The 22,702-nt window shown below is 41.5% G+C and carries 22 protein-coding genes and 1 pseudogene; 11 read left to right on the top strand and 12 right to left on the bottom strand.

What is annotated here, in order from left to right:
- Positions 1 to 375: 375 nt before the first annotated feature.
- Entirely contained in the window at positions 376 to 1,542 is a 1,167-nt protein-coding gene (locus NZD81_RS09220; RefSeq protein ID WP_289860210.1) for a response regulator aspartate phosphatase, read from the bottom strand.
- A gap of 243 nt (positions 1,543 to 1,785) precedes the next feature.
- Between NZD81_RS09220 and NZD81_RS09215 the strand changes: the two genes are divergently transcribed.
- Positions 1,786 to 2,103 (top strand): putative quinol monooxygenase, encoded by a 318-nt coding sequence (locus tag NZD81_RS09215; protein ID WP_080478205.1) that lies wholly within the window; start codon positions 1,786 to 1,788, stop codon positions 2,101 to 2,103.
- A 236-nt stretch (positions 2,104 to 2,339) separates the two neighbouring features.
- Positions 2,340 to 3,095 (top strand): SDR family oxidoreductase, encoded by a 756-nt coding sequence (locus NZD81_RS09210; RefSeq protein ID WP_282374199.1) that lies wholly within the window; start codon positions 2,340 to 2,342, stop codon positions 3,093 to 3,095.
- A gap of 159 nt (positions 3,096 to 3,254) precedes the next feature.
- Here NZD81_RS09210 and NZD81_RS09205 read toward each other — a convergent pair whose 3' ends face one another.
- On the bottom strand, positions 3,255 to 3,602 hold the full coding sequence (locus tag NZD81_RS09205) for a BLB8/JUQZ-1 family protein (RefSeq protein WP_003232839.1): 348 nt from the start codon (positions 3,600 to 3,602) through the stop codon (positions 3,255 to 3,257).
- A gap of 563 nt (positions 3,603 to 4,165) precedes the next feature.
- Between NZD81_RS09205 and manR the strand changes: the two genes are divergently transcribed.
- The 4 genes from manR to NZD81_RS09185 all read left to right on the top strand — a co-directional run bounded on the left by manR (position 4,166) and on the right by NZD81_RS09185 (position 9,835).
- Positions 4,166 to 6,112 (top strand): mannose transport/utilization transcriptional regulator ManR, encoded by a 1,947-nt coding sequence (gene manR, locus NZD81_RS09200; protein WP_289860206.1) that lies wholly within the window; start codon positions 4,166 to 4,168, stop codon positions 6,110 to 6,112.
- A gap of 149 nt (positions 6,113 to 6,261) precedes the next feature.
- Positions 6,262 to 8,220: a PTS mannose transporter subunit IIABC gene (gene manP / locus NZD81_RS09195; RefSeq protein ID WP_282374201.1), complete on the top strand. Its 1,959-nt coding sequence runs from the start codon at positions 6,262 to 6,264 to the stop codon at positions 8,218 to 8,220.
- Positions 8,221 to 8,235: 15 nt separating this feature from the next.
- Positions 8,236 to 9,183 carry a mannose-6-phosphate isomerase, class I gene (gene manA / locus NZD81_RS09190; RefSeq protein WP_282374202.1) on the top strand — a complete coding sequence of 316 codons (948 nt, stop codon included), beginning with the start codon at positions 8,236 to 8,238 and terminating at the stop codon, positions 9,181 to 9,183.
- A 169-nt stretch (positions 9,184 to 9,352) separates the two neighbouring features.
- Positions 9,353 to 9,835, top strand: coding sequence for a YjdF family protein (locus NZD81_RS09185; RefSeq protein WP_081483611.1), 483 nt, complete (start codon positions 9,353 to 9,355; stop codon positions 9,833 to 9,835).
- Between the two features lie 43 nt (positions 9,836 to 9,878).
- On the opposite strand, the gene NZD81_RS09180 is transcribed toward NZD81_RS09185, so the two are convergent.
- Positions 9,879 to 10,385: a GNAT family N-acetyltransferase gene (locus NZD81_RS09180; RefSeq protein WP_069149401.1), complete on the bottom strand. Its 507-nt coding sequence runs from the start codon at positions 10,383 to 10,385 to the stop codon at positions 9,879 to 9,881.
- A 209-nt stretch (positions 10,386 to 10,594) separates the two neighbouring features.
- Complete coding sequence (locus tag NZD81_RS09175; protein WP_069838970.1) at positions 10,595 to 10,990, bottom strand: hypothetical protein; 396 nt, start codon at positions 10,988 to 10,990, stop codon at positions 10,595 to 10,597.
- Between the two features lie 229 nt (positions 10,991 to 11,219).
- Here NZD81_RS09175 and ybaK point away from each other — a divergent pair, with 229 nt between their 5' ends.
- Positions 11,220 to 11,699, top strand: a complete 480-nt coding sequence (ybaK, locus tag NZD81_RS09170) for a Cys-tRNA(Pro) deacylase (protein ID WP_282374203.1) — start codon at positions 11,220 to 11,222, stop codon at positions 11,697 to 11,699.
- Between the two features lie 41 nt (positions 11,700 to 11,740).
- On the opposite strand, the gene NZD81_RS09165 is transcribed toward ybaK, so the two are convergent.
- The 4 genes and pseudogenes from NZD81_RS09165 to cotT all read right to left on the bottom strand — a co-directional run bounded on the left by NZD81_RS09165 (position 11,741) and on the right by cotT (position 14,403).
- Entirely contained in the window at positions 11,741 to 11,935 is a 195-nt protein-coding gene (locus NZD81_RS09165; RefSeq protein ID WP_003232825.1) for a DUF4177 domain-containing protein, read from the bottom strand.
- Between the two features lie 56 nt (positions 11,936 to 11,991).
- Positions 11,992 to 12,324 carry a YjdJ family protein gene (locus tag NZD81_RS09160; RefSeq protein WP_014663588.1) on the bottom strand — a complete coding sequence of 111 codons (333 nt, stop codon included), beginning with the start codon at positions 12,322 to 12,324 and terminating at the stop codon, positions 11,992 to 11,994.
- 721 nt (positions 12,325 to 13,045) lie between these two features.
- A pseudogene (cyoE, locus tag NZD81_RS09155) lies at positions 13,046 to 14,036 on the bottom strand (heme o synthase).
- A gap of 121 nt (positions 14,037 to 14,157) precedes the next feature.
- Positions 14,158 to 14,403 (bottom strand): spore coat protein CotT, encoded by a 246-nt coding sequence (gene cotT, locus NZD81_RS09150; RefSeq protein WP_147771770.1) that lies wholly within the window; start codon positions 14,401 to 14,403, stop codon positions 14,158 to 14,160.
- Between the two features lie 253 nt (positions 14,404 to 14,656).
- On the opposite strand from cotT, the gene pdaC reads away from it, so the two are divergent.
- Complete coding sequence (gene pdaC, locus NZD81_RS09145; protein ID WP_289860202.1) at positions 14,657 to 16,063, top strand: peptidoglycan-N-acetylmuramic acid deacetylase PdaC; 1,407 nt, start codon at positions 14,657 to 14,659, stop codon at positions 16,061 to 16,063.
- A gap of 35 nt (positions 16,064 to 16,098) precedes the next feature.
- Here pdaC and NZD81_RS09140 read toward each other — a convergent pair whose 3' ends face one another.
- Both NZD81_RS09140 and NZD81_RS09135 read right to left on the bottom strand, forming a co-directional pair.
- Positions 16,099 to 16,572, bottom strand: coding sequence for a YjfA family protein (locus tag NZD81_RS09140; RefSeq protein WP_014663593.1), 474 nt, complete (start codon positions 16,570 to 16,572; stop codon positions 16,099 to 16,101).
- Between the two features lie 128 nt (positions 16,573 to 16,700).
- Positions 16,701 to 16,868: a YjfB family protein gene (locus NZD81_RS09135; RefSeq protein WP_069149408.1), complete on the bottom strand. Its 168-nt coding sequence runs from the start codon at positions 16,866 to 16,868 to the stop codon at positions 16,701 to 16,703.
- Positions 16,869 to 16,993: 125 nt separating this feature from the next.
- On the opposite strand from NZD81_RS09135, the gene NZD81_RS09130 reads away from it, so the two are divergent.
- Positions 16,994 to 17,893, top strand: coding sequence for a DUF2268 domain-containing putative Zn-dependent protease (locus NZD81_RS09130; protein WP_147771772.1), 900 nt, complete (start codon positions 16,994 to 16,996; stop codon positions 17,891 to 17,893).
- An 8-nt stretch (positions 17,894 to 17,901) separates the two neighbouring features.
- Here NZD81_RS09130 and NZD81_RS09125 read toward each other — a convergent pair whose 3' ends face one another.
- Together NZD81_RS09125 and NZD81_RS09120 are read right to left on the bottom strand one after the other, a co-directional pair.
- Complete coding sequence (locus NZD81_RS09125; protein WP_134975757.1) at positions 17,902 to 18,300, bottom strand: ribosomal maturation YjgA family protein; 399 nt, start codon at positions 18,298 to 18,300, stop codon at positions 17,902 to 17,904.
- A 101-nt stretch (positions 18,301 to 18,401) separates the two neighbouring features.
- Positions 18,402 to 18,977: a YjgB family protein gene (locus NZD81_RS09120; protein ID WP_289860195.1), complete on the bottom strand. Its 576-nt coding sequence runs from the start codon at positions 18,975 to 18,977 to the stop codon at positions 18,402 to 18,404.
- Between the two features lie 145 nt (positions 18,978 to 19,122).
- Here NZD81_RS09120 and fdhF point away from each other — a divergent pair, with 145 nt between their 5' ends.
- The gene (gene fdhF, locus NZD81_RS09115; RefSeq protein ID WP_289860194.1) at positions 19,123 to 22,080 is read left to right on the top strand and encodes a formate dehydrogenase subunit alpha; all 2,958 of its coding nucleotides are present in this window, start codon (positions 19,123 to 19,125) and stop codon (positions 22,078 to 22,080) included.
- Positions 22,073 to 22,633 carry a helical membrane plugin domain-containing protein gene (locus NZD81_RS09110; protein ID WP_014663599.1) on the top strand — a complete coding sequence of 187 codons (561 nt, stop codon included), beginning with the start codon at positions 22,073 to 22,075 and terminating at the stop codon, positions 22,631 to 22,633. The genes fdhF and NZD81_RS09110 overlap by 8 nt, the downstream gene beginning before the upstream one ends.
- The last annotated feature ends 69 nt before the right edge of the window (positions 22,634 to 22,702 follow it).

The following is a 22,702-nucleotide window of genomic DNA, read 5'->3' as shown; positions in this document are numbered from 1 at the left end:
GCAGCAGAGTTACTCGGGGTTAGCAGGCATGTGCAAGCCAGCTTATAAGCAGCAGGGAGCTTAATGTCAGAATATAATCGCTACCTTGTGACAGGGAGGAGATCCTTGGTTCGAGCTCAGTCGGAATCAGCTTAAAATTTATGGGCTGTCGGTTTATTAATGCAGTATATGATTTAAATAAAAACTCAGGAATAATATTGAGTTGAGAATATAAAATAAAAACCCCACTTTTAAAGTCCAAAATGGGGTTATTTCTTAATATCATATTAAGTTGCTGCTCTATCTGCGACCTTATAAGTGGACTGCTCAGAAAGAGCGTATGAAGCGCTAGATACTCCAACAACGCCAAGCAAGAGCGCTAAACAAATTGCAATTTTACATTTTTTCATTTAAATGCTTCCCCCTTTGAATTTGTTTGCGTGCTTCAATTGCCATTTGATAAAAATCGACCGCATCATGTCTGTCTTCTTTGTTGGTCAAAAAATCAGCAACAGCAACAGCGTATTCTTCCATATCACCGTAAAGGTTTTTCTCTTCGAAGAACTTGAACACTTCTCTAAGTGTTTGTAAGTCGAATGATAAATAAAGGCCTTTAACCAGTTTTAATTTCTCGGTTACTTCCTGGTTGTTGTGTCGGGCAGCAACCTTCTGACCTTCCTGGTATAATTCTAATGCAGCCTTTAAATCATTTTTCTTTGCTTTGACATAAGCCAGATTAAAAATCGCTTTGGACTCATAAATGTGTTTTCGATCCTTATGAATTTCATAGGCGATTTGAAAATGTTTCTCAGCATTGTCAAGTTCTTCAAGGTTATTATAGCATAATCCCACGTTAAAATGAGCTGAACCAATTAAATGTTGCTCCCCTATTTTTATAGCATCATTTAAGGCTTTTTCAGCTGTTTCTAAAGCATCCTCATAACACATTTTATCTAGCCAGTTCCCAAAGATAACAAACTGACATTGGACCATTTCTTTGCCATATGTAAGGTTCCCCTGAGCATCTTTTTGCTCTTTAAATATAGAGTATGCTCGCTGAGCATAATTCATTGAGAAATGAGTCTCTTTCATATAGTAATAGACTTCTGACACTTTAAAATAGAACTCTGCCTTATCTGTATTTGCGTTTTCATCTAATAAATCAAGATATTTTTCGGCTTCGCGATAATATGTTAAAGCAATAACTAAATCTCTCGTTCTAAAATGGTACATGCCGGTAAAAAAATGATAATAGAACTCTATTGTATTCGTGAGGGATTCAGGGGCCATATTTTCCCTTGTCTTTTTGAGGTCAGCATATACACCATCTATATTTTCAACAGAGTCAGGTTCGAGATACGACAGCATTATTTCGTGCCGCAGCTTTAATAGCTGGAGATAGACTGCTACTTTTTCATTTTTCTCCATCATATCGAATGCTTTTTCAACTTTTTGTTTCATTTCTTTTGCTTTCTCAACTCGACCCTGTTTTATGACAACATACCAATGATTAATGTCTGTAGTTACATAAGATATGGGATTAAATCCGAAACAGACAATCAAATACCTCCTTTTTTTTACATATATTTAATATTATATCACTAAGGACACCCTCTAATAGAATTATTTTTTTGAAAAGTCCATCTATTTAGACTAAAAAAAGTCAGAATAAACATAAATAAGGACCGTATTGTCTGATACGAACTCTTTAGCTTGCTTTAGAATTTAGGGAGGCTGATCTAAAAGGCACTTGAAGTCGTTTAATGATTTATAAATGGCATCTGCATTTTTCAAGAAAATGTTATAATGAAAAGCCATAAAATGATAGGAGGGGGATTTTCGATGCATTACATAACGGCATGTTTAAAAATCATCAGTAATAAAGACCTTAATGAGATAATGAAGGAATTCAAAAAACTTGAGGAAGAAACGAACAAAGAAGAGGGATGTATCAAATTCCATGCTTATCCGCTTGAGCCATCAGAACGTAAAATAATGCTTTGGGAGATATGGGAAAACGAAGAAGCTGTGAAAACCCATTTTACGAAAAAACACACAATAGACGTTCAAAAACAAGAATTAACGGAAGTAGAATGGTTAATGAAAAGCAATGTGAATGATTGAAAGGCTCTTTAAAAAGAGACATTCAATGACTTAGTATCAGCCACTTGTGACTAAGTAGTAAATTGTTGTCCAACTCTTATTTTTTCTATTTAATATTTTTTGAGACGAAAATGTTTTTTTAAGCTGATTTTAAAATGTATTCAAAGTCAGCTCTGTTTGATTTAATGGATTATATTCTTTGGATAGCTTGTTACCATCATAATGGAGATACTCCGTATAAATTGGAGGTTAAAATAATGAGTCATTCTCAAGAAAAAACTGCACTAATTACAGGAGCAAGCAGTCAAGGGGATATTGGTACGGCTATTTGTCGTAAGTTAGCCTCACAGGGTATACATATCTTCTTTACTCACTGGAACTCTGATGCGGCCTGGATAGAAGAATTTCAACAAGAAATTTTACGTATGGGTGTGCGCTGTGAGGCAATGAAAATTGATTTATCAGATGCACATGCTGCATTCACAATACATGAAAAAATTTCAGATAAATTAGGATATCCTTCCATTCTTATTAATAATGCAGCTCATTCCGCAAGTGATAATTATGTATCGTTAGATGCTAAATCACTTGATGATCATTATGCGGTTAATATGAGATCGAATTTTCTTCTTTGTGTTGAATTCGCCCGTCGGTTTAAAAAGTCTAATTTAATATCAGGAAGAATCATCAATATGACATCAGGGCAGGATTTAGGTCCTTTGCCTGGGGAGTTAGCGTATGCAGCTACTAAAGGAGCTATTTCTGCCTTTACTAGGTCGTTATCACAAGAACTTGCACCATTGGGCATCACTGTTAACGCTGTAAACCCAGGTCCAACAGATTCTACATGGATGACTGATGAAATAAGAAATTTTCTTTCACCTAAATTTCCAATGGGGCGTATTGGCACACCAGATGATGCGGCACGAATTATTGCTTTTCTTGCAAGTGATGAGGCTGAATGGATAACTGGACAAATTATTCATTCAGAAGGTGGATTTATTCGGGGCTAAGCTAATGAAACACAATATAAACCAATGTATGATGTATTCCCAAAAATAAATCTAAACTTGAAGCGCAATTGAAATAAAATAAGGTCCCTTCTCTTTTTAGAGGGGGACCTTATTTTATTCATGCATGTTTTGCATTCAGAAAATCTGGCGGTTAAGAGATTAATAAACCGTTACATATACTTTTCCGAATACTGCAGTACCTTTAAACAAAGTAATCGTGGCTTTCCCTTTTGATTTAGCCGTCACTAAACCATTTTGATCGACTTCAGCAACTTTTTGGTTATCAGTCCAATAACGAGTAGCTGAATTATTTTTAACAGAATAGGTTTCTCCAACTTTTAGAGGTAAATTATAGTCTTGAATCTTGATAACATGTGTAGGTGAAATAGAAATGTTCTTTACTTCAGTAGGTGTGGAGTTTATTTCATGAGCTGAAGCTACCCCGCTGACCGACAGAGCTAACGCAGAAATCGATAAAGCAGAAACAACAGTTTTTTTGAAATTCATTTTGAAACACTCCTTTAAAGTTTTTTGTCTTGCACTATAACAATTCAATAAAAGTAATTATTTCCCTTGTAAATAAATGTTAATAATATGTGAACGATCAACTGATTTGAGCTAAGACTATTGTGTGCCCTGCACAGAGTTTGTATTTATGATTGAAAATTGCTGAGAGAGAATGGTCATCTTTAAAATCTTAATAAAACACATTTGGTGGGGTTATTAGTTTGTTGAGCGTGTGGGAATTTTGTTACCTGCACTTTATCCCCAAAGATACCAAATCACTTTTCTTCATCATGTTCTTACTTTCGTACTCATACATTAGAAAATCTTCGTTCTAAATAGGTGAAGAATTGGAGTATTTTTATGAATTTCTGCTGAATAACGATAAAAAATACATTACATAACAAACTCAAAGAATATAAAAATCGCTTTTTTCCGGAAGCTTCGGTAAAAAACAAAACTTTTGTCTCTATGATTTTATTTTATAATGTAAACGGTTTCTTATATAGTATACTTATACTATGAATTTGCTCAAGTGGATACTGACAGGAAGGATAGAAAAACAGATGGAATACATAAATTCAAGACAAAAAGAGATTTTGTATCTGTTGTTATCTGAACCTGATGACTATTTAGTTGTGCAAGATTTCGCAGATAGGGTACAGTGTTCTGAAAAAACAATCCGGAATGATTTGAAAGTGATCGAGGATTATCTCAATGAGCATTCTCATGCACAGCTTATTCGAAAACCAGGGTTGGGCGTTTATTTACATATAGAAGAACAGGAAAGAACCTGGCTAAGCCAACAATTACATACTGATCATTTTTCTTCTAGGCAGCGGAGCGATGAAGAAAGAATGCTGCAAATTGCTTATGACTTATTAATGAATCCGAAGCCTGTTTCCGCAAAAGAAATTGCCGCTCGGCATTTTGTCAATCGATCTGCCATTAAAAAGGATTTATACGCAGTAGAAGAGTGGCTGAAGCGTTTTGATCTCACGCTCGTTTCTAGGCAGAGGCTTGGATTAAAGGTTGAAGGGAACGAAAGAAATAAAAGAAAGGCATTGGCAAGAATATCTGATTTGATTCACAATACAGAGTTTACGAGCCAATTTATTAAAAGTAAGTTTTTACATTATGAAGTAGATTTTGTGACGAGAGAAATCAAATCATTGCAAAAAAAGCATTCTCTCTATTTCACAGATGAAACGTTTGAGAGTTTGCTGCTGCATACATTATTAATGGTCCGCCGCATCAAAATGAAGCAGCCGATCTCTTTGTCCCCGAAAGAAATGGCGGCAGTAAAAAAGAAGAAAGAATATCAATGGACATTTGCTTGTTTACAACGGCTTGAACCGGTTTTTGCAATCCGTTTTCCAGAAGAAGAAGCCGTGTATTTAACATTACATATATTGGGCGGTAAAGTTCGTTATCCATTACAGAAAGAAGAAAACTTTGAAAATGCTGTGCTTCCTAAGGTTGTAGAGCATTTAATCAATCGTGTTTCAGAGCTGAAAATGATGGATTTTCATAAAGACCTGGATTTGATCAATGGTTTGAACATTCATCTCAATACAGTGTTACAGCGGCTGAGCTACGATCTTTCAGTATCAAATCCTATGCTGAATGATATTAAAAAGATGTATCCTTATTTGTTTCATCTTATCATTGACGTTTTGGAAGATATCAATCAAACTTTTGATCTTCATATTCCTGAGGAAGAGGCAGCATATTTGACACTGCATTTTCAAGCAGCCATCGAACGGATGCAGTGCAGCAGCGAGGCACATAAAAAGGCGATCGTCGTCTGCCACATGGGAATCGGGATGTCACAATTGCTGCGTACGAAAATTGAACGGAAATATCACCAAATCGCTGTAATGGCATGTATTGCAAAGGCCGATTTAAAGGATTATATCAAAAAGCATGAGGATATCGATCTTGTCATATCCACCATTGCGCTGGAGAATATAACGGTCCCCCATATTGTTGTGTCTCCGCTGTTAGAGCCTGGCGAAGAGAAGAAATTAAGTGCATTTATACGTCAGCTGGGCGAACCACACCGCCAAAAACAAAAAACGTTTCAGATGCTGAACAATACGACTCCTTTTTTGGTTTTTTTGCAGCAGGAGGCGGAGCATCGCTACAAGTTAATTGAACAGCTGGCGACAGCTTTGTTTGAGAAAGGCTATGTTGAAAAGGACTATGCGGTTCATGCGGTGATGAGGGAAAAAATGTCGGCGACAAACATTGGGTCAGGCATTGCCATTCCTCATGCGAACGCTAAATTTATTAAACAATCAGCAATCGCGATTGCCACATTAAAGGAGCCGCTTGAATGGGGAAATGAAAAAGTTTCGCTTGTCTTTATGCTGGCTGTCAAACACGAGGATCAAACCATGACAAAGCAGCTGTTTAGCGAGCTTTCATATCTTAGCGAGCAGCCGGCCTTTGTCCAAAAGCTGACGAAAGAAACCAATGTCATGTCATTTTTATCTCATTTGGATTATTAAAAAGCAGGGATTATTCCTTGCTTTTTTTTGTTATAGGGAAAAATGCCTTTATTTCCGGAACCTATGGTAAAAAAAGCGATTTTTAAGTGCTGATTTCGGTATACAGTTGAGACAAGATCTTATTATTCACACTTTAAAGGAGGTTTCCTATGAAACTGTTAGCGATTACATCTTGTCCGAACGGTATTGCCCATACGTATATGGCAGCGGAAAATCTGCAAAAAGCTGCAGACAGAATGGGCGTCAGCATCAAAGTTGAGACCCAGGGGGGAATTGGTGTCGAAAATAAGCTAACCGAAGAGGAAATTCGCGAAGCGGACGCAATCATTATTGCTGCAGACCGCTCGGTAAACAAAGACCGGTTTATAGGCAAAAAACTGCTATCTGTCGGGGTACAGGACGGCATCCGCAAACCGGAAGAATTGATTCAAACCGCTCTTAACGGGGATATACCGGTCTATCGTTCCGCTGCAAAATCGGAATCTGGCAATCACCAGAAGAAGAAGCAAAATCCTATTTACCGTCATTTAATGAACGGCGTTTCATTTATGGTTCCTTTCATTGTCGTCGGCGGATTATTGATAGCGGTTGCATTAACGCTTGGAGGGGAGAAAACACCTAAAGGCTTAGTTATTCCGGATGACTCCTTCTGGAAAACGATTGAACAGATCGGCAGTGCTTCATTTTCATTTATGATTCCGATTTTAGCCGGCTATATCGCCTATAGCATCGCTGATAAACCGGGTCTTGTGCCAGGGATGATCGGCGGATATATTGCGGCGACTGGCAGTTTTTATGACAGCGCAAGCGGCGCCGGATTCCTTGGGGGAATCATTGCCGGATTTTTGGCCGGATATGCTGCACTATGGATAAAAAAAGTAAAGGTGCCAAAAGCCATCCAACCGATTATGCCGATTATTATTATTCCGGTATTTGCATCTCTGATTGTAGGTTTAGCGTTTGTATTTTTGATCGGTGCGCCTGTAGCTCAAATTTTCACCTCATTAACGGTTTGGCTGGCGGGAATGAAAGGCTCGAGCTCGATCCTTCTGGCATTGATTTTAGGTGCGATGATCTCATTTGATATGGGCGGTCCCGTAAATAAGGTCGCATTTCTGTTTGGATCGGCAATGATTGGAGAAGGAAATTATGAAATTATGGGACCAATTGCTGTCGCCATTTGTATCCCGCCGATTGGCCTTGGTGTTGCAACGTTTTTAGGAAAAAGAAAATTCGAGACATCCCAAAGAGAAATGGGGAAAGCGGCATTTACGATGGGGCTCTTCGGCATTACTGAAGGAGCGATCCCATTTGCGGCGCAGGACCCTCTGCGCGTCATTCCAAGTATTATGGCAGGCTCAATGACAGGTTCTGTGATAGCCATGATTGGCAATGTGGGAGACAGAGTGGCACACGGCGGACCTATTGTTGCAGTGCTTGGCGCAGTTGATCATGTCTTGATGTTTTTTATTGCTGTGATTGCTGGTTCCCTTGTCACCGCTCTGTTCGTCAATGTACTAAAAAAAGATATTACGGCGTCTCCTGTGCTCAGTGAAACTGCGCCGCCCTCCGCGCCAAGTGAAGCTGCGGCAGCAAACGAAATAAAGCAGCCAATTCAAGTCGAAAGCCCAAAAGCTGAGATGGCGGAGATAAAAAAATTGACAGACATTATCAGCCCGGAATTAATTGAACCAAATTTATCGGGTGAAACCAGGGATGACATCATTGAGGAAATGATTCAAAAATTGTCCCGCAGAGGTGCGCTGCTTTCAGAGAGCGGGTTTAAACAATCCATTTTGAGTCGTGAACAACAGGGAACAACGGCGATTGGCATGAATATCGCGATTCCGCACGGAAAGTCTGAGGCTGTTAGGGAGCCAAGTGTTGCCTTTGGAATCAAACGATCAGGTGTTGACTGGAACAGCCTGGATGGATCAGAAGCTAAATTAATCTTTATGATTGCTGTACCAAAAGAAAGCGGAGGGAACCAGCATCTGAAAATATTGCAGATGCTATCTCGAAAGCTTATGGATGACAATTATAGGAAGCGACTGCTCTCCGTGCAAACAACAGAAGAGGCATACAAACTGCTGGAAGAAATCGAATAAAGCGGGGGGATTTTCATGACGATTGAACCGTTATTTTTCAAGCCTGTTTTCAAAGAAAGAATTTGGGGCGGAACCGCTTTAGCTGATTTTGGCTATACCATTCCGTCACAACGAACAGGGGAGTGCTGGGCTTTTGCCGCACATCAAAACGGTCAAAGCGTTGTTCAAAACGGAATGTATAAGGGGTTCACGCTCAGCGAATTATGGGAACATCACAGACATTTATTTGGACAGCTTGAAGGGGACCGTTTTCCTCTGCTTACAAAAATATTAGATGCTGACCAGGACTTATCTGTTCAGGTGCATCCCAATGATGAATTTGCCAAAATACATGAAAACGGTGAGCTTGGAAAAACTGAATGCTGGTACATTATTGATTGCGAAAAAGATGCAGAGATTATTTACGGCCACAATGCAAAAACAAAGGAAGAACTAACTGTCATGATAGAGCGTGGAGAATGGGATGAACTCTTGCGCCGAGTAAAGGTAAAGCCGGGGGACTTTTTCTATGTGCCAAGCGGCACTGTTCATGCGATTGGAAAAGGGATTCTTGCTTTAGAGACGCAGCAGAATTCAGACACAACCTACAGATTATATGATTATGACCGAAAAGATGAAGAAGGCAAGCTGCGCGAGCTTCACCTGGAAAAGAGCATCGAAGTCATAGGGGTCCCGTCTATTCCAGAGCGGCAAACGGTTCATCATGAACAAATTGATGATTTGCTTACAACGACATTGATTGAATGCGCTTACTTTTCGGTGGGGAAATGGAACTTATCAGGATCAGCAAGCTTAAAGCAGCAAAAACCATTCCTTCTTATCAGTGTGATTGAAGGGGAGGGCCGTATGATCTCTGGTGAATATGTCTATCCCTTCAAAAAAGGAGATCATATGTTGCTGCCTCATGGTTTTGGAGAATTTAAACTTGAAGGGTATGCCGAATGTATCGTCTCCCATCTGTAACATGGCAGGGCTTGAGAAATACATTTGCGAGTGAAGACGCCTATTCTCCAGCAATGATCTAAATCAAATAAGAGTTTAATAGTCGGAGAAGAAATGCTACACTATTTTCTGTATATGGTAAAGAATGAAAAAACACGATTCGGTTGGTAGTCCGGATGCATGATTGATCATGTCAGTAACCTTCCCCTCCTCGGGATGTCCATCATTCTTTCGTATCTTTTATGAGGAGGGAATCGTTATGAAATTAACGGTTTACTATGATGGTCAGTTTTGGGTAGGCGTTGTTGAAACTGTGAACAATGGAAAGCTAAGAGCCTTTCGTCATCTTTTTGGCAAAGAGCCGAAGGATTCTGAAGTGCTGGCGTTTGTTCATAACCAACTCTTGAATATGATGGCCCAAACAGAGCAGGAAGGAGTTCGTTTACAAGGCAGACGTCAGAAAAAGATCAATCCAAAAAGATTGCAGCGTCAGGTTTCAAAAGAAGTGAAAAATGCCGGAGTAACTTCAAAAGCTCAAGAGGCAATAAAACTAGAGCTTGATGCAAGAAAGCAAAAGAAAAAACAAATAACGAAAGAACAACGAGAACATGTAAAAGAGCAGAGGTATATGCTCAAAAAGCAAAAAGCGAAAAAGAAGCACAGAGGTAAATAATCTAGCAAAAGCAGGCACTGAGCCTGCTTTTGTAATTACGCCTCTACTTTGTAACATATATCCAATGCATATAATCCTCTGATTTATGATTCAATGTGAACCCTAGCTTTTCCAAAGTTTTTTGTGATCCTAGATTATCATGTTCACATCTTGCGGTAATCCGGTTCACTGCTTCTTGGCTTAATGCCCAGTTTATTAGTTCTTGGCAGGCTTCCACACAATAACCTTTGCGGCGATGACTTTTATTTGTCGCAAAACCGATTTCAATCACGCCATTCTCGTCTGGATCACCTAAAAATCCAGTTCCTCCAACAATTTCATGACTGTCCTTCTTTACAATAATCCATGAATCAAATCCTTTTGTTCCATTGTTTTTCACTAAAATTTCACGGAAATAAGGTATCGCTTCAAAAAAATCATAATTTGGCCATTCACCATTTGTTTCATATCCTAAGTCTTTGATCGCTTGATGATCTTGTTTAGACGCGGCGTCGAGAAGGGGAATATCAATTGTTTGTAATCGTAATCGATTCGTTTCAAGGAGAACCATATATCTAATCCTCTTTTCTTTTTACTGGAAATCATGATAACATATAATAATTTTCTCTGGTACCTTGGCAGTAGAAAAAGATGAGGAACTTGAGGGGGATTGATAGGTGAGAGCTAGCCCAGTACCAAAATGGGTAGGAAAATGCTGATGTCAAAGTGTTCCTACCCGTTTTTCTGTGCTGAATGCAGGGTTTCTGATAACATGTTGTATTACCTTTTCGCAATCAAATAAAGCGATAGGGCTCTTTGGGTTTGAACAGGATTATGAATGATAATGACCCATTGGTTTCTTCGTCTTGGAAAGCTTGCTACCGCATACAATGGAGCAGTATCCCGCGGAGTGAACCCGCCATTTACCACATTGATATCCCTTCCTTCAAGATGACAAACTAGGTATTCGCCTGGATTGATGACCTGCTGGTTCGTCCATGCGTAAGAATAAAAGCCGTCGCCGAGATCCTCGGAGGAAGATGGGGGGATAATGCCGTCTACAGTCAATGTGATTTCTCTTCTTCGCTGTCTTTCTGAAAAGTCCGGACTTCTTTGAGGTGTATGAGTATGTGAAGAGTAAGGAATTAACGCAGGACCATACAAGTAATGATACAAAGCAACCACTCCTTATTTTTACATTCATACAAATTGTATGTGGGTGTCATTTGTTCATTCCTGTTTTGTTTCAAGTTGATTAATAATGAGCTATAGGCGTCCGGTATAATCAATTTGTCCTTTCGTTGATTCAATGCTAGTAACCTTGAAAATGCAGGTTAGGATGATAGAATTTACATATTAACTGCAAAAAAGAAGATTACATTTATTTTGATAGCGGGTGAAAACGATGGCGAAAAAAATGGCAAAAACAAATGCGGTTCGTCTAATTGAACAGCAGAACATTACTTATGAGTTATTAGGGTATAAAACAGACGGCCAGCCTGTAGATGGCATCTCTGTTTCGGAGAAAATCGGTTATCCTTTGGAGTATGTATATAAAACATTGGTGGCAGCAGCAGGTACTAATCAATATTATGTCTTTGTTGTACCTGTAGCAGAAGAGTTAGATGTAAAAAAGGCAGCAAAAGTGACAGGGGAAAAGAAAATAGAGATGATTGCAATGAAAGAGCTATTAGCGGTAACTGGCTATCTTCGCGGCGGCTGTTCACCAATTGGCATGAAAAAATTGTTCCCGACCTATATTGACACATCTGCAGAAACGCTTGATTTTATCATTGTCAGTGCAGGGAAAATCGGTATGCAGATAAAGTTGGCGCCGCAAGATTTAGCCAAATCATGTGATGCCGAATTTGCAGAAATTGTATAGATTGCAGATATAGGGTAAACGAAAAAGCTTAGTCGTATCGATTAAGCTTTTTCCGCATCCCTTTCAAATATGATTTCAAAATAAGCAGCTGCCCCATACCCATCTATACTGGGCGCGAAAATCTGAACGAATCTCCAGCCTCTTTTCGCATAATCATGGATGATTTGCTGGTAGTCTTCTTTAGGCCTTCTTCTCATCGTACTCAGCTCAACTCTTACGAATTCATATTCTTTCATCATTTGATCCCTCCTATTAGGATATACGGAAGATTGAGCAAGAAGTTCCGAAAACCTCAGGGATTATTAACATGAATCTCTTGCTTATTGCATTTGACTGAGTATATAAGTAAAAAAAGAGCGGCCAGAACATATAAGAAAGAGATGATCATTAACGTACTCATGACAGGGTAGTGTTTAGCGGAGTAGATGAAAAAATCAAGCTGTGAAATTTGTTTGTGGCTGCTGACGGTATCCATTCCATTAAGCAGTTTTGAGATTTTAGCAGTATAGTTCCAATCAAAACGATCTGAAACAAGCTCGCTTCCTTGATACCAATTAACAGCGGCTAAAAACAGAAATACCATAATAGAAAATCCAAGCTGAACAACTAAAAATATTCCCTTCACTTTTGTGTGACCTCCAAATCTAAATATGGGAAAATCAAACAATATATTACCACCCTCTGGGTTATTCTTGCAATTTCTCTTTCACGCAACTCGAACGTAAGTCTATTTTTTTATTTGTGTTTGGATTATAATACCTGATGATGGAAAAAGCGTTCGGGTTTATGGATTGGAGAATCATATATTAGCGATTTTATTTATGAACTTTAGTGAAACCCGAAAGTAGGCTGGGGGACGGCAGTCTTTTTGCTAATTGTTACTGAATTTTTAAATGTTCGTATTGATAGTAGGAGAAAGTACAGAAGCAGACGGTTCGGCCTTTTCTCCGCTTCGTCTATCGCAAAAGATCTGTTTAATCACTGAACGGTTTTCATCTGTTTTGCTGAACTTTGCAATGGGCTGCAAAAAAACATCAACATGCAACGATGGCGACATGTTTTATATTTGGCTGACTGACCTGATCATTTATTTTGCTTTTAAGTCATCCTATTCAAGAAAGCGATGGTATTTCATGAACAAAGAGACTCTAAAAAACATACTCATGATTTTTTCAATATGCGCAACCCTCCGAGAAACCGATGGCATGCGCATTGCTGATAGCTGGATTTTGAGTGAAATCGTACGGTTTTTGATTTGCATGGCAGTGTTTTTTGCTGTGACATTTCTATTAGAGGCTGTCTTTCCAAACAAAAAAGAGTCACATTAATGTGTGGCTCTTTTTGCATTATCTGATCAGAAACATCACAAATGAATCGATCATCATTATGAAGAACAGCAAACAAAAATAAATGAGCGAGTAGACAAACATATCTTTCGCCCACTTCACGTCATCGTCTGTTTTGAATCCCTTGATGCTTTTTTTGATCCATATGCCCCCAAGAACCAAGGCGGCTAAGAAATAAAATGGGCTCATATAGCCAGTGCCGAGAGAAAAAGGAAATAATAGCGTGATCGGCACCAGAACGGCAATATATTGCATCATTTTTATTTTTGTTACATGATTGCCTTTGACTACTGGCAAAAGCGGAACGCCAGCCGCACGATATTCCTCTTTGCGTCTTATCCCAATCGCCCAGAAATGCGGGGGCTGCCACAAAAACATAATCGTGTACAACAGCACTGCTGTCATACTGAAATCTCCGGTTACGGCACAATACCCCATCAATGGCGGCGCAGCTCCAGGAAAGCTCCCGACAAATGTGCTCCACACAGACGTTCGTTTCACCCATACTGTATAGATGATCGCATAAAAAATAAAGGCGGCCAGTCCGAGAAGGGCCGTTAATGGATTGAGGGAATAAAGCATGGCTAGACCTGCGATTCCTAACACAGTGCCATATGTTAGGATCATGGCTGGCGGCATTTTCCCTGTGACCGAGGCCCTGCTGCGAGTGCGTGCCATTTTTGCATCCATATGCCGATCAAAATAGTTGTTATAGACAGTGCCGGAAGCCATCACAAACGCGGTTCCCAACATTGCTGTCACCATTGTCATCAAAAAAGCCATTCCGGTTAATTGTTTTTCTGCGCTTGCAAACGCGATCCAAAATCCGCCAAAGGCTGCTATCGAGTTTGATATGATAATGCCGGGTTTTGCAAGTTTGATAAAATCGTAAATGGTTACCCGGTTCGAAGCTTTTATGTATTTCGTTTCAGATATGGCTGCCGAATCTCTTGTATTCCCCAAAAAATAGACGCCTCCCCCAAAACTGCATGCTTTAGTTATCGTAACAAGAGGGCTATGGAATCACAATTGTTTCCTATATTTGTCATGATATTGTCATTTTTAATAAAAAAAATGGGGAGCTGGACTGCCCCCATTTTAGCAAGCGACGCTTAATATCCGTAACCGCCGCCGAATCCTCCGCCATAACCCCCGCCGTAACCGTACCAAGGGTAGTAAGGCCGCGGGCGCGGGTAATAGTAAGGCGGACGCGGATAAAACGGGTAGAACGGATAATACGGTCTTGGATAATAATAAGGCGGATAAAATGGCGGTCTCGGACGCGGATAATAATAAGGCTGTCTTTCATCATAAGGTGTCATTTGTTCAAATATCTGTTCATTCAAAGGATAATCCAAGAGGAAAACCTCCCTAGCTTTTTTTATTCCTTTTACCATATTCTTGATGCTTAAGTTGGGTGTATGTACATTCATGAAACCCGGTTTATTTTATGATGAAATTCCTTAAAAAGGATTGACATGAACTTCTAAATCTCATAGTATTACAAATGTGAAATAAATGTTACTGAAATATTACAAGAGTGTTTCTGAATAGATACAGTTCTAACTGATGAAGAATAAATCGAAATGGCTACGAAAGAAGGAGTTTTTGTTGTTAGTAAAAAGAATCAAATGGTTTCATGTATTAATAGCAGTTGTAATTGTGGTGGGCCTTATTGGCTTTTTCCATAATCATTCGTTGAAAAAAGAAACGGTCATGAATAAAGTAAGAACTGATTCTCAGTATGGGAATGTTGAGATCGCAACGCTTGTCAATGACGGGAAAACGTTTAATTACGCGGTAAACTATCCCGTTTTCAAAAATAAAAAAATGGATTCGGTATTAAAAAGATTCGCAGAAAAAGAGGTTCGCCAATTTCAAAAGGAAACAAAAAACGTTGACCAAGAGCATACGACTAAGCGCAACGAATTAAATGTTGATTATAAAATTGTCCATTATGCCAAACAGACAGTGGCGATTGTATTTAATGAATATAAATATATCGGGGGCGCACACGGTCAAACCGTGAAAAAAACGTTTAACTATGATTTTAGCAAACAAGCGTTTCTTTCCATTGATGATATTTTCAAAGAGGACGCTGACTACTTACACAAGCTTTCGTTAATCGCTTATCACGAGCTGAAAAAGAATAAGGACATTGCAGCGGACGATGCGCTGTTAAAGGAAGGGACGGCTCCGAAAAAAGATAACTTCAGCCGGTTTGCCATCAAGGAAGATTATATTGAACTTTACTTTGATACATATCAGGTTGCAGCAGGCTATCTTGGAGAGCAATCAATTGCCATTAAGAAAAGTCTTTTGAAAGACATTCTGAAAGAACAATATATTGATAAAGCAAAAAATAAAAATAAAATCAAAGAACAAAAGCCGAAGCATGAAGTGATTTCTTTACCCAAAGAGGAAACGGTTGATCCAAATCAAAAAGTCATTGCACTTACTTTCGATGACGGGCCGAATCCTGCGACAACAAATCAGATTTTGGATTCCTTGAAGAAATATAAGGGGCATGCCACGTTTTTTGTTTTGGGGAGCAGGGTTCAATATTATCCGGAAACGCTAATCAGAATGCTGAAAGAAGGAAATGAGGTGGGGAACCATTCGTGGAGCCACCCGCTTCTCACAAGGCTTCCAGTGAAAGAAGCGCTAAAGCAGATCAATGACACGCAAGACATCATTGAAAAAATAAGCGGATACCGCCCGACGCTTGTAAGACCCCCATACGGCGGCATTAATGATGAACTGCGGAGTCAAATGAAAATGGATGTCGCATTATGGGACGTTGACCCGGAAGATTGGAAAGACCGTAACAAAAAAACAATCGTTGACCGTGTCATGAGCCAGGCGGGAGATGGAAGAACCATCTTGATTCACGATATTTACCGCACCTCTGCTGATGCGGCCGATGAAATTATGAAAAAGCTCACCGATCAAGGTTATCAATTGGTGACAGTTTCTCAGCTTGAAGAGGTTAAAAAACAAAGAGAAGCAAATCAGTAGGAAAAGGCTGCCCGTACGGACAGCCTTTTTTCTATTTAATAAGAGCCTGTGGTGGCCCAAACATTCAAGTTCGGTCCTGAATACTTGCCGAAAGCGTAAGAAGTCCTTGGATCTAAATCATATACCATCGGTGTATAACAAGATTTTTGGCCGGCGACCGCTTTTCCGTTGCCGCCTGCAGAATCACAGTTATATCTTTTTCCGTCCGTGTTCCGGGTAATCTCCGCATTTGCTTCAAAGCCTGACGTCAATGTATTATTCATCGTGATTTTTGCCCAAGCCGTTTTACATGTACTGCTGAACTTAAGTTCGACTACTCCAATGACTTGATTGCTGGCATTCACTAAGTTTGAGGATTTTTTTGTAGAGCCGCTGGACGCACAATCATTGTAATAAGGGCTTTTTCCATCGTAGGCATGGGTTTCCGCATTGGCGGGTACACCTTTGACGGCAAAAACAAATACTACTGCGAATAACACCAATGAAGCCTTCGTAAATAGTCTTTTCATATCCTTTATGACCTCCTTAATATGGCAAACAATAAATCATACGGAGGAACAATCAAAACATGCATGCTTTTTTGTGAACAATAAAGGCGGCCGGGAGGATGGAGTTCTTGGCCGCCTTTGGTGTGAGGTTATGCTTTTACATCAATGGTTTGTCCGAGAGTCGGGTGCTGTATCATCTTTAAGGTTTGATCAGCATTTTGCTGGGCGGTGTCCAGCATTTTTTTCGTTAAAGCGATATTTACATTCTGGGCAAGGGATGCTTGATTCATCGCAACCGATAAAGCAGGAATATCCATGGTTCCACCTCCTATGCCTTACCTATCGGCGGGTTTGTATGATTTTACAGTGAAAAATGGCTTAATTTCTCCTGTTGACCCTTACGCTGCGGCATACCGTATGTTTTTGACAAGGAGGGATCAGGATGAATCTTGTCATGGAAAAGACCTTTGAGCAATACGAAAAGCTGTTTTTAATGGAAGAACAAAAAAGAAAGGATGAATTTCGGTATACGATGATGAGGCCGTTTAAAAAGATGTGGACCGCCATCCATGTTCCGCTGAAAGCGAAGGAGCCAAACGGCTATGATGTGATGATGGCTGCGAAAATGCTTGGCTATTTGGATGTCCGTGATGTTGAAATCGGGCAGAAAGCATTGCGAATACTGAAGGAATCACATGCTTTAGAGACAGCGGAATCTGCACTTCGACAATGCATCCTTTTTGCTGAGCGTGAACAGTTGCGGGTGAATGCAGAGGAGATCAAATTCGGCCTTTATATCGCCGATCCAAATAAGCTTCAGCTGCAAAAAGGCTACTGCGGGTTTGGCGGGATACCGGGCTTTATTCATGTATGGATTCATCCGAACAGTTATAACCTGCCAAGGATTCCTTCCATTATTGCTCATGAGTTTCATCATAATGTGCGGTTTTCGTATACTGATTTTGATCATGGCTCTATAAGTGTCGGGGATTATCTTGTGATTGAAGGATTGGCTGAATCATTCGCCCGTGAGCTATTTGGCACAGAACGATTGGGGCCTTGGGTAACTCGTTTTGATCATGAGGATTTGCAGTATTCCATTGATGTGATCAATGAGGTGCTGGATATGAAAGGCTTTTCGGAAGTCAGCCGTTATATGTTTGGTGATCCAATTGCTAAAGACCAAGGTTTTAAGCCTGCAGGTTTATCGGCTTTTGCAGGTTATGCGGTTGGATATCATGCCGTTCAGTCATTTATGAATCAACATCATATCACGATAAGCGAGGCCACACGTTTGGATGCGAAGACCATTCTTTCTCAATGCGGGCTGTTTTCTACATGAAAAAAGCGTCACATACAGCGGCGCTTTTTGATTCCCAAAACGAGCAGTTCTATGGCGGCACAGGCTGCAATTCCAATTGTATATGCTTCGATATCGCTCCATAAAAAACCGTACCCCAGTACAAGCCCGCCAAGAGAAGTATCCCTAATCTGGTCGATCCATTCAGCATGATAGAGCTGGCTGAATTCAATGGCAAAACAGAAAGAAAGACTGATAATGCCCGTTTTCATTGTCTTCAGCTTCCGAAATAGAAAACCGCATCCCGTAAAGATCATGGCGGCCCACAGCGAGTCTCCCAGATAAGTATTGAGGGAATCAGGAAGAGCACTGGCGAATGCTCTGGATCCAAGCCCGAGCCCCATGATCAGTATGGTGAAAGCTGCATATATCCATCGATTTCGCTTCATTGCGAATTGATACCCCGTCTCTGCTTCATCTCCCTGTATTGTAAGAAATATATCTTTTATTTGTCCACTAAAAAAGCGGCTGAATTAGCCGCGTAGGGTGTTTATTTTGCTTTTAAGTTTACATGGTCGGCTGTCTGATCCGTGCCTATTACAAAATGAAGTTCATAGCGGCCTGTGTCATATACATAGTCGATTTCATCGGTAAACGGGACGGTCAACACTCGATTCGCTGGGCCTAATTGCTTCTGCAGCACTTCCGGCGTAACACCGCCTAAATTCAGATGCCGTTCCACACCGGTTCCAAAATAGCGGATTTCTGAAATAGTCATGTCTTTATGATAGGAAAATCCGTAGCCCGGCTGCCCCATATTCCAGTGATATAAATCAAATCGATTGTCTCCCCCGACTGGTCTTTCCGGTTCCCCAAACGCAGCATGGACATCTCCTTTTGTGCTTTTGTTAATGGTAAGGCCTTGCGCCTGCTGAGGCATTTCTCCTTTGTAGGCGGTGTTGTAAAGGTTTTTGACGAGCTCAGCGGCTGATTGGTTTGTGTTTTCATAGAGTGTATTTGTTTGAGTTGCGGCCTTTGCCGGTGCTGAAAAGGACGCAGCCCCAAAGCCGGTAAAACAGCTTGTTACTGCTGCTGCCGCAGTTATAGCAGACATTGTCTTTTTCATGTTAATCCCTCCTTATTCATCTACCATTCCGTTTCCCCGGGTTTTTGCAACAAAACATGTGAGTGCGTTTTGTATGTTTTATTGAGTTGTTGTAAGGGAACTGAAATAGGTAATTCGGTATATAAAGCAAGAAAGGGGAATGGAGATGGCTGGCAAGAAAAAAATCACAATAAACGGCGTTGAAATGGAAGCGTCCGAGGAACAGACGGTGCTGCAGCTTTTGAATAACAGCTCGATTGAAGTGCCGCAAGTTTGCTATCATCCAAGCTTAGGGCCGATTGAAACATGTGATACGTGCATCGTCAGCATCAATGGTGAGCTGAAGAGGTCGTGCTCCGCTGAATTAAAGGATGGGGATGTCATTGATACGCTCTCACCTGACGTAAAAAAAGCGCAGGTCATCGGAATGGACAAGATTTTATATAATCATGAGCTTTATTGCACAGTTTGCGATTACAACAATGGGGGATGCGAAATACATAATACGGTGAAGGAAATGAAAATCAATCACCAAAGCATTCCGTTTGATCACAAGCCATACCATAAGGATGAATCCCATCCGTTTTATCGGTATGATCCAGATCAATGTATTTTGTGCGGACGCTGTGTTGAAGCGTGCCAGGACGTTCAGGTCACTGAAACGCTGACCATTGACTGGGAGCGGAAACGCCCGCGCGTCATTTGGGATAACGACGTGCCGATCAATGAGTCGTCATGTGTGTCATGCGGCCATTGTTCAACGGTCTGTCCGTGCAACGCGATGATGGAAAAAGGAATGGAAGGGGAAGCCGGATATTTAACAGGCATCAATAACGAATCGCTGCGTCCGATGATCGAGATCACGAAAGGCGTAGAGACAGGCTACGGTTCAATTCTCGCTATTTCTGATATGGAATCCGCTATGCGTGATGAACGAATCAAAAAAACGAAAACAGTCTGCACCTATTGCGGCGTCGGCTGCAGCTTTGATGTCTGGACAAAGGGCAGAGACATTCTGAAAGTCGAGCCCCAAGAGGAAGCGCCGGCCAACGGCATTTCTACTTGTGTGAAAGGAAAGTTCGGCTGGGATTTCGTCAACAGTGAAGAACGTCTGACAAAGCCGCTGATCCGAGAAGGCGAGCATTTTCGTGAAGCAGAGTGGGAGGAGGCGTTATCGCTGATCGCCAGCAAGTTCACGGAATTGAAAGAAGCGTTTGGACCGGATTCACTTGCTTTTATTACATCGTCTAAATGTACGAACGAGGAATCCTATCTCATGCAAAAGCTGGCCAGAGGAGTCATTGGCACAAACAATGTGGACAACTGCTCGCGCTATTGCCAATCTCCTGCGACTGCCGGCCTGTTTCGGACAGTCGGCTATGGCGGTGATTCAGGCTCAATAACAGATATCGCACAAGCCGACCTTGTTTTGATTATTGGTTCGAACACGTCTGAGTCGCATCCAGTCTTGTCCACTCGCATTAAACGGGCCCATAAGCTGAGAGGGCAGAAAGTGATCGTCGCGGATATCAGAAAACACGAAATGGCAGAGCGCTCCGATTTATTTGTTCAGCCGCGTGCCGGATCGGATATCGTCTGGCTGAATGCGATCGCCAAATATTTAATTGAAAACGGCAAAGCTGATGAGCGCTTTTTGCAGGAAAGAGTGAACGGACGGGATGAATATGTAAAAAGCCTGGCGCCGTACACACTTGAATATGCCGAGGAGAAAACCGGGATTGATCGAGAAACCCTTATCCAAATGGCCGAGATGATTGGGCAAGCTGACAGTGTGTGCGCATTGTGGGCGATGGGCGTGACACAGCATATTGGAGGAAGCGACACGAGCACGGCGATCTCGAATCTGCTGCTTGTGACAGGAAACTATGGAAAACCGGGAGCAGGTTCTTACCCACTGCGTGGCCATAACAATGTGCAGGGAGCAAGCGATTTCGGAAGCATGCCTGACAGCTTGCCGGGCTATGAAAAGGTGACGGACGAACAAGTCCGCCAAAAATACGAACGGGTGTGGGGTGTGCCGCTGCCGAAGGACCCGGGTATGACTAACCACGAAATGATCGAAAAAATCCATTCCGGCCAGCTGAAAGCGATGTATGTAAAAGGTGAAGAAATGGGTCTGGTGGATTCTAATATCAATCATGTGCACGCCGCATATGAAAAGCTTGATTTCTTTGTGGTGCAGGACATTTTTCTTTCACGTACAGCCGAGTTTGCTGATGTGATTCTTCCTGCGAGCCCGAGCCTTGAAAAGGAAGGAACCTTTACAAACACAGAACGCCGGATTCAGCGGCTGTATCAGGTGTTTGAACCGCTGGGTGAATCAAAGCCTGACTGGCAGATTATTATGGAGGTAGCCAATAAGCTTGGCGCCGGCTGGCACTATGAGCACCCTGCAGACATTATGGAGGAAGCAGCCAAGCTGTCGCCAATTTATGCCGGTGTCACCTATGAACGCCTTGAAGGCTACAATTCCCTGCAATGGCCTGTAAGCGCTGATGGAAAGGATTCGCCTTTACTCTTTACGGATCGCTTCCCTTTCCCGGATGGAAAAGCTATTCTTTACCCCGTTCAGTGGACAGAGCCTGAGGAGTTCGGTGAGGAGTATGACATTCACGTCAACAATGGACGGCTCTTAGAGCATTTCCACGAAGGGAACCTCACCTACAAATCGAAAGGGATTTCGGAGAAAACACCGGAAGTGTTCTTAGAAATTTCTCCTGAGCTTGCGGCAGAACGAGGGATTCAGGACGGAACCCTCGTCAGACTCACATCGCCTTTTGGCAATGTTAAAGTGAAGTGTGTGATGACTGATCGTGTCAAAGGGAAGGAAGTGTATCTGCCAATGAACGATTCAGGGGAAGCGGCGATCAACCTGCTAACAGGCAGCCATGCCGATAAGGATACCGATACGCCAGCTTACAAAGAAACCTCAGCCAAGATGGAAATTTTGAAGCGCGATGGAATCAATCCGCTGCCTAAGATCAATCACCGCAACGGCAATCCGCAGCCGCAAATCGGTGTGCAGGTTCAAAAGAAATGGGCGCGGAAGGATTATATTTTCCCTGGCGACGCAGTGAAAAGGGGGATTGGCCATAATGGCTAAAGCGATTAAACGAATTCAGAAAATCGAGGTAACCGAAGAGGATCAGCGAAAGCGTGATTTGCGGGAAATTGAAGATGCCTTAGTCGATCACAAAGAAGCGATTCTCGAAACATTGCATATGCTGGGCCATATGAACGAGCGCGGTGTCCTGCCGTTGCTCCGCGGCCTTTTTGGCCAAGGGGATAAAGTTCTTGATATCCTGGTGAAAAAAGCAGATACAGAGGAAACTGCCAACACGCTGAAAAATCTATTGCTTCTGTTTGGGACGCTCGGCATGCTGGACGTGAAACAGCTGGAGCCTCTCATTTTAAAAGTGAATGCGGGTGTGGCAAGCGCTGTAGAACAGAAAAACAGCGAAGAAAAGACAGGATATTTTGATATTATCCGCTCGCTCAAAGACCCGGAAATCAACAAATCAATTACACTGCTCTTTTCCTTTTTAAAAGGAATGGGACAAGATACAAAGGAGATGGAACGCACGACGCAGCCCCCCGAGCATCAAAAACATCATCAGGAACCACGAGAGAAAAGAGGAATGAATAAGCGAGATTGACCTCCCGTCCGAGCCGGCTTCAGCCAGCTCGGGTTTTTTTGATGAAAAGGTCTAATGGACTAGTAAAAA

This window comes from Bacillus sp. B.PNR1, from assembly GCF_030386235.1.
Taxonomy (GTDB): domain Bacteria; phylum Bacillota; class Bacilli; order Bacillales; family Bacillaceae; genus Bacillus; species Bacillus stercoris.
Note: the sequence above shows the minus strand (reverse complement) of the source record. Positions and strands in the feature narration are given on the sequence as shown.

Coding starts and splice junctions, on each gene's coding strand:
- fdhF (WP_289860194.1), top strand. CDS start 19,123: ATGGCTGGCAAGAAAAAAATCACAATAAACGGCGTTGAAATGGAAGCG.
- NZD81_RS09120 (WP_289860195.1), bottom strand. CDS start 18,977: ATGAAAAAGACAATGTCTGCTATAACTGCGGCAGCAGCAGTAACAAGC.
- NZD81_RS09215 (WP_080478205.1), top strand. CDS start 1,786: ATGAAAAGCCATAAAATGATAGGAGGGGGATTTTCGATGCATTACATA.
- NZD81_RS09210 (WP_282374199.1), top strand. CDS start 2,340: ATGAGTCATTCTCAAGAAAAAACTGCACTAATTACAGGAGCAAGCAGT.
- manR (WP_289860206.1), top strand. CDS start 4,166: ATGGAATACATAAATTCAAGACAAAAAGAGATTTTGTATCTGTTGTTA.
- manP (WP_282374201.1), top strand. CDS start 6,262: ATGAAACTGTTAGCGATTACATCTTGTCCGAACGGTATTGCCCATACG.
- NZD81_RS09205 (WP_003232839.1), bottom strand. CDS start 3,602: ATGAATTTCAAAAAAACTGTTGTTTCTGCTTTATCGATTTCTGCGTTA.
- NZD81_RS09110 (WP_014663599.1), top strand. CDS start 22,073: ATGGCTAAAGCGATTAAACGAATTCAGAAAATCGAGGTAACCGAAGAG.
- NZD81_RS09125 (WP_134975757.1), bottom strand. CDS start 18,300: ATGAAGCGAAATCGATGGATATATGCAGCTTTCACCATACTGATCATG.
- NZD81_RS09185 (WP_081483611.1), top strand. CDS start 9,353: ATGTCAGTAACCTTCCCCTCCTCGGGATGTCCATCATTCTTTCGTATC.
- NZD81_RS09165 (WP_003232825.1), bottom strand. CDS start 11,935: ATGAAAGAATATGAATTCGTAAGAGTTGAGCTGAGTACGATGAGAAGA.
- NZD81_RS09140 (WP_014663593.1), bottom strand. CDS start 16,572: ATGAAAAGACTATTTACGAAGGCTTCATTGGTGTTATTCGCAGTAGTA.
- manA (WP_282374202.1), top strand. CDS start 8,236: ATGACGATTGAACCGTTATTTTTCAAGCCTGTTTTCAAAGAAAGAATT.
- NZD81_RS09130 (WP_147771772.1), top strand. CDS start 16,994: ATGAATCTTGTCATGGAAAAGACCTTTGAGCAATACGAAAAGCTGTTT.
- ybaK (WP_282374203.1), top strand. CDS start 11,220: ATGGCGAAAAAAATGGCAAAAACAAATGCGGTTCGTCTAATTGAACAG.
- NZD81_RS09135 (WP_069149408.1), bottom strand. CDS start 16,868: ATGGATATTCCTGCTTTATCGGTTGCGATGAATCAAGCATCCCTTGCC.
- NZD81_RS09180 (WP_069149401.1), bottom strand. CDS start 10,385: ATGGTTCTCCTTGAAACGAATCGATTACGATTACAAACAATTGATATT.